The sequence below is a fragment of the Leadbettera azotonutricia ZAS-9 genome (assembly GCF_000214355.1).
GTDB lineage: Bacteria > Spirochaetota > Spirochaetia > Treponematales > Breznakiellaceae > Leadbettera > Leadbettera azotonutricia.
Window position 1 is genome coordinate 1,192,620 of the sequence record NC_015577.1, and the last position, 14,828, is coordinate 1,207,447.

General features: G+C 52.8%; 16 protein-coding genes. 2 read left to right on the forward strand and 14 right to left on the reverse strand.

Translation table 11 applies throughout. From position 1 onward, the window contains the following. Positions 1 to 6: 6 nt before the first annotated feature. Genes accB through TREAZ_RS05250 form a run of 7 tightly spaced genes read right to left on the reverse strand, consistent with a single transcriptional unit; the run spans position 7 to position 6,237 of the window. Entirely contained in the window at positions 7 to 465 is a 459-nt protein-coding gene (accB, locus tag TREAZ_RS05220; RefSeq protein WP_015710769.1) for an acetyl-CoA carboxylase biotin carboxyl carrier protein, read from the reverse strand. Beyond that, a complete protein-coding gene (gene fabV, locus TREAZ_RS05225) occupies positions 462 to 1,730 on the reverse strand; it encodes an enoyl-ACP reductase FabV (protein WP_015710770.1) in 1,269 nt (422 codons plus the stop codon). The genes accB and fabV overlap by 4 nt, the downstream gene beginning before the upstream one ends. Further along, positions 1,727 to 2,155: a 3-hydroxyacyl-ACP dehydratase FabZ gene (gene fabZ / locus TREAZ_RS05230; protein WP_015710771.1), complete on the reverse strand. Its 429-nt coding sequence runs from the start codon at positions 2,153 to 2,155 to the stop codon at positions 1,727 to 1,729. Before fabZ ends, fabV begins: the two co-directional genes overlap by 4 nt. A 1-nt stretch (position 2,156) precedes the next feature. Continuing rightward, positions 2,157 to 3,437, reverse strand: coding sequence for a beta-ketoacyl-ACP synthase II (fabF, locus tag TREAZ_RS05235; protein ID WP_015710772.1), 1,281 nt, complete (start codon positions 3,435 to 3,437; stop codon positions 2,157 to 2,159). Positions 3,438 to 3,449: 12 nt separating this feature from the next. Next, complete coding sequence (gene fabG, locus TREAZ_RS05240; RefSeq protein ID WP_015710773.1) at positions 3,450 to 4,184, reverse strand: 3-oxoacyl-[acyl-carrier-protein] reductase; 735 nt, start codon at positions 4,182 to 4,184, stop codon at positions 3,450 to 3,452. An 18-nt stretch (positions 4,185 to 4,202) separates the two neighbouring features. Then, positions 4,203 to 5,168, reverse strand: coding sequence for an ACP S-malonyltransferase (locus TREAZ_RS05245; protein ID WP_015710774.1), 966 nt, complete (start codon positions 5,166 to 5,168; stop codon positions 4,203 to 4,205). 43 nt (positions 5,169 to 5,211) lie between these two features. Next, on the reverse strand, positions 5,212 to 6,237 hold the full coding sequence (locus tag TREAZ_RS05250; RefSeq protein WP_015710775.1) for a beta-ketoacyl-ACP synthase III: 1,026 nt from the start codon (positions 6,235 to 6,237) through the stop codon (positions 5,212 to 5,214). A gap of 135 nt (positions 6,238 to 6,372) precedes the next feature. On the opposite strand from TREAZ_RS05250, the gene TREAZ_RS05255 reads away from it, so the two are divergent. Next, on the forward strand, positions 6,373 to 7,104 hold the full coding sequence (locus TREAZ_RS05255; RefSeq protein WP_015710776.1) for a hypothetical protein: 732 nt from the start codon (positions 6,373 to 6,375) through the stop codon (positions 7,102 to 7,104). A gap of 20 nt (positions 7,105 to 7,124) precedes the next feature. After that, complete coding sequence (locus TREAZ_RS05260; RefSeq protein ID WP_015710777.1) at positions 7,125 to 7,898, forward strand: YesL family protein; 774 nt, start codon at positions 7,125 to 7,127, stop codon at positions 7,896 to 7,898. 35 nt (positions 7,899 to 7,933) lie between these two features. Here the strand turns inward: TREAZ_RS05260 and TREAZ_RS18015 are convergent, their stop codons facing one another. The 7 genes from TREAZ_RS18015 to recO all read right to left on the reverse strand — a co-directional run bounded on the left by TREAZ_RS18015 (position 7,934) and on the right by recO (position 14,784). Further along, complete coding sequence (locus tag TREAZ_RS18015; RefSeq protein WP_015710778.1) at positions 7,934 to 8,191, reverse strand: hypothetical protein; 258 nt, start codon at positions 8,189 to 8,191, stop codon at positions 7,934 to 7,936. Between the two features lie 107 nt (positions 8,192 to 8,298). Continuing rightward, complete coding sequence (locus TREAZ_RS05270; RefSeq protein ID WP_015710779.1) at positions 8,299 to 9,189, reverse strand: phosphodiester glycosidase family protein; 891 nt, start codon at positions 9,187 to 9,189, stop codon at positions 8,299 to 8,301. A gap of 19 nt (positions 9,190 to 9,208) precedes the next feature. Continuing rightward, complete coding sequence (gene rpsU / locus TREAZ_RS05275) at positions 9,209 to 9,412, reverse strand: 30S ribosomal protein S21 (RefSeq protein WP_043922875.1); 204 nt, start codon at positions 9,410 to 9,412, stop codon at positions 9,209 to 9,211. A 47-nt stretch (positions 9,413 to 9,459) separates the two neighbouring features. Further along, positions 9,460 to 10,584 (reverse strand): M23 family metallopeptidase, encoded by a 1,125-nt coding sequence (locus TREAZ_RS05280; RefSeq protein ID WP_015710781.1) that lies wholly within the window; start codon positions 10,582 to 10,584, stop codon positions 9,460 to 9,462. Beyond that, positions 10,581 to 12,722 (reverse strand): single-stranded-DNA-specific exonuclease RecJ, encoded by a 2,142-nt coding sequence (gene recJ / locus TREAZ_RS05285; protein WP_015710782.1) that lies wholly within the window; start codon positions 12,720 to 12,722, stop codon positions 10,581 to 10,583. The genes TREAZ_RS05280 and recJ overlap by 4 nt, the downstream gene beginning before the upstream one ends. Continuing rightward, positions 12,719 to 14,029, reverse strand: coding sequence for a thymidine phosphorylase (locus tag TREAZ_RS05290; RefSeq protein WP_015710783.1), 1,311 nt, complete (start codon positions 14,027 to 14,029; stop codon positions 12,719 to 12,721). Before TREAZ_RS05290 ends, recJ begins: the two co-directional genes overlap by 4 nt. 17 nt (positions 14,030 to 14,046) lie before the next feature. Then, entirely contained in the window at positions 14,047 to 14,784 is a 738-nt protein-coding gene (recO, locus tag TREAZ_RS05295) for a DNA repair protein RecO (protein ID WP_015710784.1), read from the reverse strand. Between the last annotated feature and the right edge of the window lie 44 nt (positions 14,785 to 14,828).

Below are 14,828 nucleotides of genomic sequence, written 5' to 3' on the forward strand. Positions count from 1 at the left end.
ATCCCCCTAGAGCCGTTTGACCGTAAAGAGGGCCTGGCCGTATTCAACCAGATCCCCGCTCGAAGCGTGGGTCTTGATAATCTCGCAGTCGAATTCGGCTTCAAGGTGGTTCATCATTTTCATTGCTTCGAGAATGCAGAGAGTGGCGCCGGCTTTTACCTTTGTGCCGGGGCTGACAAAGGCTGGAGAGTCAGGGCTGGCTGAAGCGTAAAAGGTTGCCACAATGGGGCTGGTGATTTTTTCGCCTTCGGACAAGGTTTCGACTTTGCCCACCGGGATAGCAAGATGGACAGGACCTTCTGCTGTACCGGGAACTAGCGGAGCTGCCTGAGGGTTTGCAACACCGGAGGTGAAGGCGATTTCTTTGCGCAATATCAAATGGGAAGTGCCATCATTGAGATCCAGCTCCGCGATTGATGAAGAGCTGAATTTGTCTACCAGGGTGAGTATTTGTTTTTCGTTCATAAGTCGCTCCCCGAAGGATCTACATCCGCTTCATAATCTACACCGGCTACATCAAAGCCGTGGGCTTCAAGAAAATCGTGTTTGAATCCAGCCACATCAGTAGCGGAAAAAACATTTTCATCTGTAACGATATCCATGCGGTTGAGAGTTTCCTTCTGCACATCTTCGCGCATTTCCCAGTCGTCGATGCGTATTCTCCCTTCGCTGTCAACGGGGACTTTTTTGGGATTGGAGATTGCGTCGGCGGTATAGAGGCGATCGCAATAGAGACGGGCTATCTGCTCAATGCAGCCTTCGTGGATGCCTTTTTCCTTCATCACTTTGAAGAGGCAGGAGACATAGAAAGGGATAATCGGGATCACCGCGCTAGCCCTTGTTACCAATGCCTTATTTACCGATATCCATGCCCCTGCCAGTTGACCGGAACCCGCAGGACCGAAATTTTTATTGATTTCTTTGCATGCCCTTTCGAGATCTTCCTTGGCTTTGCCTATAGTTCCGTTTTTGTAAATGGCCCAGGAAAGTTCAGGGCCTATGTAGGTGTAGGCAATGGTTCTGGCAGCAGGGGCAAGTATGCCTTCTTTTGCAAGGGCTTCGATCCAGAGTTCCCAATCCTCACCGCCCATAACTTTAATAGTGTTGGCAATTTCTTCATCTGTGGCGGGTTCTGCCCCTGCGGTGGAAAAAGCGCCGGTCATCATGTCCAGGGTTTTACCGGAATAGGTTTTACCTATGGGTTTAATAACCGAGCGGTGCATAATCCCTGTTTTGGGATCAGTACGTACCGGTGAAGCAAGCGAATAAATGATGAGATCGATTTTGGCCGGGATGCCTGCCGCAGCGGCAGCTTCTTTTACCGCATTGACCGTCCGGGTTTTCATCTCATTGGAGAAGGCGTCGCCGTCAAGGGTTTTGGAAACGAGGCCTGCTTTGGCAGCTTCCTTGTCAAAGGCGAGGTTGTTATAATAGCCTGGGGTTCCGGGTTTTGATTCGCTGGCGGGCTTTTCAAAGGAGATGCCCACAGTAACTGCGCCGTAACCAAAAGCTACGGCAATTCTGCTTGCAAGACCGTAACCTGTGGAGCAGCCAATTACCAGCGCCAGTTTCGGGCTTCCTGTGAGGGCGGTTTTCCCCGCTTCAACGGGGTTCTTGCCGCCTGCGAGTTTTTCTTTGATGTAGCTGATTTCCTGCCTTACCGTGGCAGCGCAACCCTTTGGGTGGCTGTTAATGCAAATACTGTTTCTTACCATTGGTTTTATGATCATATTGTTTCCTTTGATACCAGGCAGAGCCATTCGGCTTCTGCGGCTAGTTCGTCGCCTACATAGGCTTTACCGGCCTGTTTAATCATTTTGGGCGAAACCCTCAGGTTTTCAATTTCGCAGCGGACCTTGTCGCCCGGGCGCACCTGGCGGCGGAATTTTACTTTATCTACCGAAGCGAGAAAGAAGAGGGTATCTCCACCCATGATCCCGAGCTTTCGCAAGCCTGCCCCGCCTGACTGGGCCATGGTTTCTACAAGGATTACTCCGGGAACCACAGGGTACTCCGGGAAATGGCCTGCAAAGAAAAATTCTTTTTCTGTGAACACATGGGAGGCTGTAATTCTTTCTTTATCTGCGCTGATAATTTCATCAACAAAAAGAAAGGGCGTCCTGTGGGGGAGCAGTTCTTCAATTTCTTTACTCATTTTATTTTCCTTCCTGGCTATACTTTTTAAAAACCACAACGCCGTTATGACCGCCAAAGCCGAGGGAACCTGAGGCTGCCGCGCTTATCTCGCCGTACTGCGCTTTATTGGGTACATAGTCGAGATCGCAGGCAGGATCGGGATTATCAAGATTGATGGTGGGGGGATAGAAACCTTCCCTGATTGCAAGCACGCATGATACGGCCTCGATACCGCCTGAACCCGCGACACAGTGGCCTGTCATGCTCTTGATGCTCGAAACTTTCATCTTCTGTGCATGATCCCCAAAGGCATATTTGATCATTTTGGTTTCGGTAGGATCGTTTATTTCGGTGGAAGTACCGTGGGCGTTGTAATACTGCACTTCTTCGGGTTTTAATTCCGCATCCTGCAAGGCCATTTTGATGGCCCTGCCGCCGCCGATTCCTGACGGCTCCGGGGAGGTGATGTGATAGGCATCGCAGGAAGCGCCGTAGCCTGCCAATTCGGCGAGTATTTTTGCGCCCCGTTTTTTGGCGTGTTCTTCGCTTTCAAGTACCAGAACGCCTGCGCCTTCGCCCAGCACAAAACCGTCCCGGTCAGCGTCAAAGGGACGTGAAGCTTTTGCCGGATCATTGCAGCGTTTGGTGGAAAGGGCTTTGAGCATCTGGAAGCCGCCTATGGAAAATTGGGTTATGCAGGCTTCGGAACCGCCCGAGACGACCACCTCGCAGCGGCCTGAGCGTATGAGGTCCAGGGCCTGGCCCAAGGCATCGGTGCCTGATGCGCAGGCTGTAACCTGGGTAAAGGCGGGGCCTTCGAGGCCGTAGAGGATAGCGATGTTAGCCGCAGCTTCGTTGTTGATCATCAGGGGAACGGTGAGAGGGAGCATGCGTTTAGGACCTATGTCGAAAAGCTTGCGGAATGATTCGGTTACAATTTCGAATCCCCCTATGCCGTTTCCTATTACAATTCCTGCTGATTCAGGAACGCACTTAATCTTTTTTTTGCCATCTTCACCTGCTTCTCCCAGAAGGCCGGCCTGTTCCAGGGCTTCGGTTGCGGCTGCTGCCGCGAACTGGGTAAAGCGCGCCATTTTGCGGGCAGCTCTGTTGTCGAACCATTTGGAGGCTTCAAAATCTTTTACTTCTCCCGCTATGGTTACATCAAAACCAGTGGTGTCAAACTGGGTAATCTTTCCGATTCCGCTTTTGCCTTCTTTTAATGCGGCGGAAAATTCTTCCACCGATTTTCCTATGGGGGAGATAACCCCCATACCGGTTACTACAACTTTCTTTTTCATTTTGTCCTCCGCTTATATAAACATGCCGCCGTCCACGGCAATTATCTGTCCGGTTATGTATGATGATGAAGCCGATGCCAGGAAAAGCGCAGCCTCCGCAATGTCTTCGGGCTGCCCTATGCGCTTGAGGGGGATGTGTTCGATGGTTTTTTCTTTGGCCTCGGCAGCCATGGCATTGGTCATGTCCGAGGCAATGAAGCCGGGAGCAATGGCATTGACTCTGACGCCGCGGCTTGCAACTTCCTGGGCAAGGCTTTTGGTGAGACCTATGAGACCTGCCTTGCTGGCCGAGTAATTTGCCTGTCCGCCGTTTCCGTGTATGCCCACCACGCTGGACATGTTGATAATGGAGCCGGCCCTCCTGCGTATCATATCCCGGCCTATGGTGCGGGATATGAGGAAGGCGGCAGTAAGGTTTACATCCAATACTTTTTGGAAATCATCAAGGGTCATCCTGAAAGAAAGATTGTCCCTTGTAATGCCCGCGTTGTTTACCAGAATGTCGAAACCTCCTGATTCTTTTAGCAGTGATTCTGCGAGTTTTTCCGTTGCCGCAAGATCTCCGAGATCCGCGCTGACCCAGTGGAGCCTGCCTGAAGCTTTTTCTATACGCTCACCCATATCCTCTGGTTCTTTGGTTCCTATCCCCCAGACTTCAGCGCCTGCCGCAATAAAACGATCCGCTATGGCCCTGCCAATACCCCTTGAGGCTCCGGTTACCAGTGCTTTTTTATCCTGTAATTCCATTACATATATCTCCTGCTGTTATGCCAATAGTTTTTCTAAATCAATCAATGTCCCCGCAGCCAGGCAGGGGAGGGCGCTTCCCGAATCTTTCCAGAGGCCCTGCAGTACTTTGCCCGGCCCTGCTTCAAGGCACACATCGAAACCTTCGGCTGATTGTATTGCCGCCTCCTCATCCGTCCACCTCACCGGGGACGTGATCTGTGCCAGGGCCAGCTTCCGCGCTTCTTCGCCGGAGCTTACAGGTTTTCCTGACACATTGGAGTAGAGGGGCAGCACCGGGTTATTGAACCGGGCCTTTTCCAAAAATGGCCTGAAAGCTTCCGCCGCATCGGCAATGAGGGGCGAATGGAAAGGCCCTGCCACCGCAAGGGGGATAACCCGCTTGCAGCCCGCTTCGATAAAACGCCTGGCGCTTTCGGCAAGAGCTTCGGCAGTGCCTGAAACCACAGTCTGCCGGGACGAATTGATATTGGCGGCAAAGAGCTTGTCGAAGGGGGCGCCTTCTTTTTTCCATTCGGCGATGAGGCCTTCAACTTGATCGGGCGCAAGGCCGATTACGGCAGCCATACCCGGCGCCGAGCCTGAACCGGCATCTGCCTTTATCCTGTCTGCCGAAGCCTGCATGGCTTTTCCGCGTTCTGCTGCCAACAGGAAACAATCTTCTTCGCTGAGCACGCCGGCTGCGGCCAGGGCCGCATATTCCCCAAGGCTGAAGCCTGCAACGCCTGAGGGTTTGATGCCTTTTTCGGCTAGCCAAGCGGCAGCGGCCAGGTTGGCCAGGGTTATGGCGGGCTGGGAAATATCGGTCCGCTTCAAGGTTTCCGCGTCTGAATTTTTAAGGAGGGATTTCATATCCCTACCGGTTATGGAAGAGGCAAGAGCAAAGAGCTTTTGGGCGGCGGGGCTTGATTCGAGTATATCCAAGGCCATGCCTGGATACTGGGCGCCCTGGCCGGGGAATAAAAGAAACGCTCTGGATATCATGATTCTATTATGACAAAATATAAGAAAATGTCAAGATAAAAATTCACCATACGATGAGGTTTCCTCCATATGTGAGGCCCGCGCCGAAGCCGACAGTCATGATGATATCGCCTTTCTTGAGCCGTCCGCTGCGATTAAGCTCGTCACAGGCAATGGGAATGGAAGCCGAGGAAGTATTGGCATATTCTTCTATATTAAGGAAGAACTTTTCTTCCGGGATTCTAAGTCGTTTGGCTGCTGCCTGGACAATGCGGGCATTGGCCTGGTGGGGGACTATATAGGCGAGATCTTCCACCCCGAGGCCTTCAAGCTTGAGCAGCCTGTCAATGGTATCGGTGATGGCCTTTACGGCAAACTGGTAGACCGCCTGCCCATTCATGTCCAGGTGGGGGGGCACATCCACGATTTCGCCTGTTTTGTAGGGGTTTCGGGTGCCGCCCCGTTCTATGGTCAGGTCGGCCGCGCCTGAACCATCCGCAGCCAGGATGGAGCGGAAGATTCCCCTCTTCCCGACGCCCGCCATGGGGGCTTGGGTTTTTTCAAGCACAAAGGCGCCCGCGCCGTCCCCGAAAAGCACGCAACTTCCCCTGTCGGTCCAGTCAGTTACCTTGGTGAGGATTTCGGCGCCTATTACTAAGGCGCGCTTCCTGTTGGGGTTAATGTCCAAGAGGCCGGCGGCAGTTTCGAGGCCGTAGATGAAGCCGGTGCAGCCTGCAACAATATCCATGGCCGCGGCCTGCCTGGCGCCGAGCTTGTCCTGGATTATACAGGCAGTCGAAGGGCAGCCCAGGTGATCCGGGGTGGCTGTGGTGACTATTATGAGGTCTAGGGAGAGGATTGCTTCCTCTGGGCTGATTTTCCAGGCGGCCGCAGCCATGGAAAGGGCGTTTTTGGCGGCTTCCAGCCCAAGGTCGCTTGCAGCCGTGCTTTCGTCTGCTATGTGCCTGGCAGCTATACCGGTATGGGATCTAATCCATTCGTCGCTAGTATCCATCTTCGCTGCCAAATCGTCGTTTGTTACCCTGTTTGGGGGAACAGCTTTTCCGGTCCCTGTTATCTCTATTGCCATGAACAGTCCTTTATAATGACAAAATTCGTATTTTTGTCATTATAACAAAATATAAGAATTTGTCAACTTCGTTCTTTCGACCCTGGAGATGCCTGAAGGTTGCGATGTACCAAAGTTTTGTGCTATATTTAGTATATGAAAAGAACCTTTCCCTTAAGGCGCTTCCTCATGGCTTTTGCAGTTTTTGGCGCTTTGGCCCTTCCTTTGGAGGCTCAAGGTTTCTTTAGCCGGCTGACCTGGGCGGCGGAAGGGTCGGTGCTCTTTTTCCCCGAGGATAACGGCATGCATTCCGACCCCATGCCCGTGCTTCCCAGCCCCGGGGTTGCGGTTTCCTATCCCTTGCCCGGGCCCATGCATCTTGAACTTACCCTGGATCTCTACTTTACCCATTATGGCTATGATTTTGACCTTGACCGGGCTGTCCCCTATGCTATCGAAAACCGATCTTCCTTTGTGCTGGGTTCGGTCCTGGGGCTGCAGGCCATGGCCCTTTTCGATATTGGCTCCAGAATTGATGTACGGGCTTATGGCGGTTTTGCCGCGGATCTCAGGATTGTGCTTTTGGCGGAAGACCTCAATTCTTCGGATTTTACGGGCGTCCCGCAATCAGATCCCCAGATACAAACTGACGCGGTGCGGGATTACTTCTGGTCGTCAGGGCGCTGGCTTCTTCCGGTCATAGGCGGGGGCATGGATTTTGATCTCAATTCAAAATTGAAGCTTGGCCTTGATCTCCGGGTCTGGTTCCCCTTGTACAAAGTGTGGACTGCGGAGAATCTTCCGGCTGTTGAAGGCTGGCGTTTCGGAATAGGGGCGCGGATCACATTTAGAAGGAATAGCGCAGTTCAGGCTGTGGACGCACCATGAATAATGGCTTATGATAGGATATGATTGGTTTCCTTATAAAGAAGAATTTTTTCGATCTCTGGGATAATCTTTTCAGGGTGGCCCTGTTGAACCTGGGCTTCATTGCATCCATGGCAATCCCGGTGTTTCTTCCTACCCTTTTGGCAGGGGTTCCGGTTTTAGGGCTGGGGGTTCTTTTCATCGGCATACTTTGGTGCTTTGTGTATCTTTCTGCTGCTGCCCTCTGCGTGAAATCCATTTCAGACTATGGCGCTTTCGGGTTTGCCGATTTTTTTGCCAGTTTAAAGATCATCTGGCCATTAGGATTGATTGCAGGGGCACTGGTGTTTGTCTGCTATCTTCTTATTACCATGGTGATTCCCTTTTATTTGGCCATGAATTCCATGGTTGGCCTTCTTTTGGCAGCGGTGATTTTCTGGACTTTAGTGGTAGGGGCTTTATCGCTTCAATTTTTCTTTGCTGTACGATCAAGGCTCGATACGAAAATCACCAAGATCATAAAGAAGTGTTTTATCATCTTTTTTGACAACCCCGGTTTTGCGTTGTTCGTCTTTCTTTCCACTATATTAATGCTCGCGATTTCGGTTTTTCTGGCCTTCCTCTTTCCGGGGCCTGCGGGGATACTCCTCTATCAGGATGAGGCTTTACGGCTCCGCCTCTTCAAATACGATTGGCTCGAGGCTAACCCCGAAGCCAACCGCAAGCAGATTCCCTGGGACGCTATTCTGATTGATGAGAGGGAGAGGACGGGGACACGCAGCCTTAAGAGCTTTATTTTCCCCTGGAAGGACTAGCCGCCAAAACCTTTTGCCAATGAAAACGGACGGTTTTACTTCTCGTGAGTCCCTATGGGGCTGTGGGGGCATCTCATGCCGGAAGAGGTAGAGCCGCAGTAGATGCATTTGTTGGCGCCGTGGCCGTGGACATGCTTCCGGGTGGGTGTCTGAAGGCAGCCGTTTCCATAGGAGGAGGAGCCGCAGTAGATGCAGCGCCTTTCGTCGTTGTTATGCTGGTGAAGGCCCGAGACGCTGCCTGGGCAGCCTGGACCGTATGCTGTGGAGCCGCAAAATGAACATTTTGATGGCATAATTTTCCCCTTCAAACTAAAATCGGCAAAAGTTACGCTTCTGCTATATTATTATCGGAAACCTCCAGGATTTTCCTGAGCATTGTTTCCATTCTGCCTAGCAAAACTTATTTTACCCCTAGTCCGAGGCATGCCGCAACCCCCCTTTCAAGGCCAGGTATATGGTTGTGTATGGGGACATTCACATTTTTAGTATTTCCATCAAGGAAGCGCAGGGCAAGGGCCGTGGAGCCTCCGCCATCCAGGTTGAGTCCGTCTCGGGCTCCGAATTTTTGGAGGATCAGGGCAAGTTCAGCTTCGGTTATACCCCTGCTTCCGGGGCGCCTGCCGTCTACCGCAAGGAGATAGAGGTATTGGTTCGAGACAGCTACGGCGCTGCGGGGATGTCTGGGCGGGTTATCCTGGGCAAGGACCCTGTCTACGGGGCGGCTGTCCTTAAGGACAATGCCGAAGCCGCCTACGGCATTTTCAATTTCTTCTATATTGATGATTTTATCGATGATTTCAGACTGGGGGATAATGGCAGCCTTGTTGTTTTTATAAAAGACAAGGGCGTCGTAGGAGGGATGGGGCCGGGCTATGAGCTTTCCTCCTGATATGACGATGCCGATGTTGGCGCGCTCTTCCCCCTGCCTGCCCGAAACGGGGTCGAAGGGGGTGGCGTTGATTGCGGCAAGGCTATTGGTGGTTTCCGCGAAAGCGGAGACATGGGTGCTGATGTTTGCGTCGCTGACTATTATTTTGAGGCGGGGGTCGCTGAGGTCCGCCCGTATGGCCCAGAGTTCTATTTTGGGGTTGTCGAGACGGGCTTCGAAATAGCCCAGGGCAGGGGCATGCCCCGCTGGGAGATTGAAAGCCAAGGGCCGCCAAAGGGGGGTGAGATCTTTTATGGCGTCCTGCCTGGCTTGGGTTTTTTCTTTTGCCCCGGAAACCGGGGAGATGGTGGTGCAGGCAAAAAAAAGCGGCAGGATAAAGAATAAAATCAGTATCCGCCGCATTTTTTGGTGTGGTAAACGACTAATAATCGTTCTTGCCCTTCCGGGATTTCTTCATGAGTTTCCGCGCAATCGCTTTCTTTTTCCGATTGAGGATTGTGGAGGGCTTTTCGTAGTATTCCCGCTTTTTGAATTCACGGATGATGCCTTCTTTTTCGACCATCCGCTTAAAACGTTTAATGGCTTTTTCCAGCATCTCGTTATCATCTACGATGATATGAGCCAAATGTAATCACCTCCCTTCCTGTTTCGGTAAGCGTTGAATCTTTCATATTAGTAAGCTATCAGTTTACTCAAAATCTCATCTTTGTCAAGAATGGCTCTGGACACAAGGGCATCGGGGTCGGTGTTTTCCCCTGCTGCCCGTACCTCCCAGTGGAGATGGGGGCCTGTGGCAAGCCCTGTGGCGCCCGAAAGCCCCAGGAGCAGTCCCGCACCCGCCATTTGGCCCTCGACTACGGCTATGGAATCCAGGTGATAGTAGAGAGAATAGACCCCGGGCATATGCTCGAGAACCACCGAATTCCCGGTAACGATGCGGGGTCGGGCAAGGACCACCTTGCCCATGGCGCAAGCCCTTACCTCTGTCCCCTTGGGGACCCCGTAATCAACGCCCGCGTGTATGGATGTGTCAGTGTTCCCCGTAACATAGCGGAAGACCCTGCGATCCCCGAAAAAGCTGGTGCGCCGCGTGGAAGCAACCGGGGGGAGAAAGGGACCGTTGGTATAGATGTCAGTTCCTGTGCGGTAGAGTATGGCCGAGAGCTGTTCGGATTCGGTGACTTTTTGAGGGTCAGGGGCAGTGCGTATATCGGTGTTTCCCTGATCGAGGTCTATGGTCTCTGCAACAAAATCGCGTTTTTCCACCATGAGGGGGAGATCCTGTATGATGCGATTTGCAGCTTCTATCCTTATGGTCAAAGGGCCCGGCTCTACAGTGGAGGGGACGCCCAATATGGCGGTTTTAATTTCCTGCCCCTGGCTGTCCTGAGCGAAACTGAAGAAAGGCGCCTTGAGGATACGTTTCCCTTTGGTGTCCAGCAGCACCGCCTGGAAGTCTTTGCTTCCGGGGCCTGTAAAAGAGTCGGCATAGGCTATAGTTACAGGATCGCCGGGCCTTAAGCTTGCAGGGATCACTGCGTAGCGGGGGCTGCTCGGAATTTCGGGCTTTGCAGGGGGGATAGAAACCTGCACCGGGTCGGCGGGGAAATGTATGCGGGGCAGTTCGGGGATTGGAGGGACCGCAGGGCGGGTTTGGGTCGATTTGGCCGGCAATTCGGGATTTTTCTCCCGGGCAGGCTCGGCCTGGGCAGTGAATGGGTTTGCCAGCAGTAATGCGCTTAATAGTAACAGTAATACTACTAATGTTTTGCAGTGCCACGATTTTAGTTTTTTCAATTTTTTGTTTCCGAACGTTTTAAGTCTGTTACTGTCATTTCAGGGGTTTCTATGCCCTTGAAAAAATTTCGGCTTACGCTGAATATCAAATCAACGGTATCCCCGGTGTCGAATTCCCTTTTTACTTTATCCGCAGCGTTCCAGTACTTGGCCGGCCACTTGTACTTTCCCGCATCCAGGGTGAGCTTGACATGTTTTGCTTCCGGCTTGCCCATGAAGTGAAGGTCGGATACGCGGAGCCCTTTGGCAAGGAAATTCAAGGGCCGGTTTTCTTCCCCATAAGGTTCAAAACGATCCACGGTTTTGAGTATGTCGGCATTGAGGTAGTTAAGCGGAAGCTCGGCATCCACTGTTATGGCGCTTTCATTTTTGCTGTCGCCGAATTCCATATTGAGGGCAATGTTTTTTAGCCGCTCGAGGAAGCTGTTCCAGTTAGCCATGGCTTCGCCTGTTTCCATGCTGAACCCTGCCGCGTAGTCATGGCCGCCCCAGTCGAGGAAGAGATCCTCGCAGGGCTCCAAAAGGAAACGGAGATCGTAATTCCCGGGGGATCTAAGCGAGCCCGTGGCAAGGCCGTCCTTCCCGAAGGAGACTACCAGGGCGGGCACTTTGAACTGCCCCACCAGGCGGTTTGCCATGATGCCGGTAACACCCCGGGGAAGATCTTCGCCAAAGGCAAAGGCCAGCTTGCTGTCAAAATTTTCCAGGTTCTCCCTGGCCCTGGGTTCAACCAAAGCCCAGCTTTCTTCGCCCATTTTTTTGCGGTCCTCGTTCATGGATACAAGATCGGCGGCAAGGCGATCCCTCACAGAGGGATCTTTTTCGAGGAACAAGGCTGCCCCCTTTTCAGGGCTTCCCATGCGGCCGGCGGCATTGATGGCAGGACAGAGGAGCCAGGAAACATCCTGGGCGTTAAGGCGGCGCCCTGACATGCCAAGCTTAAAAAGGAGTTCCGAGAGCCCGGGCCTGGGTTTTTCAATTAAGGACTGGAGGCCCCTCCGCACAATGATGCGGTTTTCATCTTTGAGGGGCATGATGTCTGCGATAGTGCCGAGGCAGGCAAACTGCAGATCCGCCGCATCTTCATCGGTAAAATGGTTTTCGCGCCTCTGCACAAAAGTAGTAAAAAGATTGATGAAGACTTCAAGCTCCCCCGATTCCTTTTCCGAATACCTGGCGATACGCGAAAGCTCCTTGATCCTGAGAAGGCTTATATCCTTTGCGGAAGGTATCATTTTGCCTATATCCGGGGCAACATCCAGCATGCCTATCTCAACCCCTTTGCCGAATATCTTTGCCAAAGTGCGTTTCTGCTGGGGCGCATCCCAGGCAAGTATCTGCTGGCTTTCGAGAAAAGCAGGAAGCCTTGTGTTGCTGATGCTTACCATGCCGGGCACTACTGTTTCGATGAGCGTCTGCCTTACAACGAGGTTCCGCATCTTTGCAATCTCTATGATCCATGCGTCGTTGACGGGCCTGGTATTGAGGAGGCACATGGGCTGATTGTAAAGCTCGCTTTTTAGGGCGAAGCGCAGTGCCGACACCAGTTTGTAGGCAACCCCGCAGCCCGAAAGATAGGGGAAAGGCGAACCGGGCAGCTTGGGGTTCACAATGGCAAGGGCTTCGGGTATTTCTTCCTGGGGGTTATGATGATCCGTGATTATCACATCTACGCTTAATTCATTTGCCCTTCTGATTTCTGCAGTATTGGAAATACCGCAGTCGACAGTAATAATGAGGGTGCCATAAGCGGCGGCAAATTCTTCAATAGCTTCCATGCTGAGGCCATAGCGGTCATCCCCTGAAGGGAGCTTCCAGCTTACGTCCATGCCAAGGCCGGTCAGGAAATTCACGACCATGGCGGTACTGGTGATTCCGTCAGTATCCCTGTCGCCAAAGACCAGCACCTTTTCTTCCTCTTCTTTCGCGGCAAGAACCCGCTCTACCGCATCTTCCATACCCGGAAGCTCAAAAGGGCTTCTGAGGTAGCGGGGATCTTCTTCCAGGAAGTAGCGTATATCTTCCCCCGAGCTCAAGCCCCGGCGGAGCAGTATGGAAGCGGTGAGGTGATCGCAGCCATATTTGGCGGCCAGTTCCTTGACTTGTTCAGGGGGGATGTCTTTCTTTTCCCAATTCATCTTGCAGTGATTTCCTTAAGAATGAGCTTGCGTTTTTCGGGCGCTTTGCCTGAGTATTCGACGGCATCGGCAAGCTGAGGTAGGCTTACCTTGAGGCCCTCCTCGGTGGCTGCCCACACAGTCATGATGGCATCGCCCGCAGTAACACTGCTGCCCCTCTTTGCGTGGAACTGCACCCCTGCGGTGGGACAGACTTTGTCTTCGGTACGATTGCGGCCTACCCCGAGCTGAACAGAAGCATGACCAACTTTCCACGCGTCGATGCGGGAAATAAAGCCTGACTTGGCAGCTTTGATTTCCGTTGTTATTTCGGAACGGTAATTTCCGCGAAGCTCCAAAAGCTGTTTGGGATCCCCCCCCTGGCTTTTTACATTCTGCAAAAAAAGTTCCCTGGGTTTGCCCGAAGCGAGGGCTTTTTCACAGATCTGCCTGCCGTCTTTGGCATCTTTAGCCTTGCCGCCCAAAACCGCCATGCGGGCTGCCAATTCCAATGTTACTTCCATTAGATCGTCCGCGCCCTTTCCTTCAAGGCAGTCGAGGCTTTCTTCAACTTCGAGGAAATTCCCCACCTTGTTTCCCAAAGGCTCATCCATATCCGTAAGAAGGGCTATCACTTTGAGTCCCAGGGCAGCGCCTGTATCCGCCAGGGATTGGGCGAGCTTTTCCCCTTCTGCTGCTTCTTTCATAAAAGCGCCCGAGCCGTATTTGACATCCAGCACCAGGGCTTCTGCGCCTTCGGCTTTTTTTTTGGATAAAATGCTGGCAGTAATGAGAGGTATGGATTCTACAGTCCCGGTCACATCCCGGAGGGCATAGAGAAGCCTGTCTGCCGGGACTATGTCCTTTGTTTGGCCTGTCATGGCAAAGCCGTCGCTGGCGATTATCTTTCTGAATTCATCCACTGAAAGCCCTGTCCTGAAACCCGGTATGGCTTCGAGCTTGTCCAGAGTGCCGCCGGTATGCCCCAGCGCCCTGCCCGACATCATGGGGTCTTTAATGCCGAGGGCAGCCGCCAGGGGCGCCAGCACGAGGCTGGTTTTGTCCCCCACACCGCCTGTGGAATGTTTGTCCACGAAGGGGCCGGCAATACCGGAGAGATCGATAACCTTGCCTGAATTGAGCATCACTTCCGTAAGGGCTGCGGTTTCCCTTGCGCTCATGCCCTTAAAAAAAACCGCCATAGCCCAGGCCGAAACCTGGTAGTCGGGGATCTCCCCTGCCACATAGCCGCCTATGAGGAATTTTATTTCGTCCCGGGAAAGCTCCTTCCCGGCGCGTTTGTCCATTATGATATCTACTGCGCGCACTAATATCTCCTTAGTGGTTATACATTATCCCAGGTTGTAAGCCGTTTTCCCAAAGCCCCGGTCAGGATTGCCGTGGTTAGGGCTTTTGCCTGGGCCAGGGAAACCTCGTCCAGGCTTATGCGGCTTAAAGCCTGGGGCTGCAGATCCTCTACTGCGTTCAGCCAAAGCCTGGCGCCTGGACCTGCGGTAATACCGTCGCCGGGGCTGCAATTTTGGCAGAGGAGGGCGTCTTCCCTTGTATCGTACCATAATATCCCATCACGGGGCACTTCACAAGCACAAGAAGAACAGTGATGGAGATCAGGCTGTACGCCCAGGAGATCAGCCCAGTTCCAGAGGAAGTGGATAAGGATGCGGGCACAGGTTTTTTCGTCAGCTGTATCCAGGGCGTCAAGGGTAAGCCCTGCCATATCCAGGGCGTGGGGAAAGCTGCCGCCGCTTCCCAGGGATGCAAGGATGGTTTCGGCAAGGGCGTCAGCTGCCATAGCCCGCTGAAAGAGCTCCCTGAGTCCCGGCCGCCAGTTTTTCACATCAAAGTCGCTCACCTTGCGTGAATCCCGGATGGGGTCGTGGTAGATCCAGAGCATGCCCTGGTTAAAGGAAGCAACATGCGCCCGGAGTTTGCTCTTGGGCCCACCGAAAACCGTGGCTTTTAGAAGACCTTCCTCGGCAGTGAGGAACCAGGCGTCCCTGTTGGATTCACCCGAGGGCTTTACCCGAAGAGTCAGAGCGGAATAGGTAAAACTGCGAGCCATGGGTTAGTATACCCTAAATGCGAGGTTTTGCCAAAACCCCTAAA

Coding starts and splice junctions, on each gene's coding strand:
- TREAZ_RS05250 (WP_015710775.1), bottom strand. CDS start 6,237: ATGGCAATAGAGATAACAGGGACCGGAAAAGCTGTTCCCCCAAACAGG.
- TREAZ_RS05255 (WP_015710776.1), top strand. CDS start 6,373: ATGAAAAGAACCTTTCCCTTAAGGCGCTTCCTCATGGCTTTTGCAGTT.
- recJ (WP_015710782.1), bottom strand. CDS start 12,722: ATGAATTGGGAAAAGAAAGACATCCCCCCTGAACAAGTCAAGGAACTG.
- TREAZ_RS05260 (WP_015710777.1), top strand. CDS start 7,125: ATGATTGGTTTCCTTATAAAGAAGAATTTTTTCGATCTCTGGGATAAT.
- fabZ (WP_015710771.1), bottom strand. CDS start 2,155: ATGAGTAAAGAAATTGAAGAACTGCTCCCCCACAGGACGCCCTTTCTT.
- fabV (WP_015710770.1), bottom strand. CDS start 1,730: ATGATCATAAAACCAATGGTAAGAAACAGTATTTGCATTAACAGCCAC.
- fabG (WP_015710773.1), bottom strand. CDS start 4,184: ATGGAATTACAGGATAAAAAAGCACTGGTAACCGGAGCCTCAAGGGGT.
- TREAZ_RS05270 (WP_015710779.1), bottom strand. CDS start 9,189: ATGCGGCGGATACTGATTTTATTCTTTATCCTGCCGCTTTTTTTTGCC.
- fabF (WP_015710772.1), bottom strand. CDS start 3,437: ATGAAAAAGAAAGTTGTAGTAACCGGTATGGGGGTTATCTCCCCCATA.
- accB (WP_015710769.1), bottom strand. CDS start 465: ATGAACGAAAAACAAATACTCACCCTGGTAGACAAATTCAGCTCTTCA.
- TREAZ_RS18015 (WP_015710778.1), bottom strand. CDS start 8,191: ATGCCATCAAAATGTTCATTTTGCGGCTCCACAGCATACGGTCCAGGC.
- TREAZ_RS05245 (WP_015710774.1), bottom strand. CDS start 5,168: ATGATATCCAGAGCGTTTCTTTTATTCCCCGGCCAGGGCGCCCAGTAT.
- recO (WP_015710784.1), bottom strand. CDS start 14,784: ATGGCTCGCAGTTTTACCTATTCCGCTCTGACTCTTCGGGTAAAGCCC.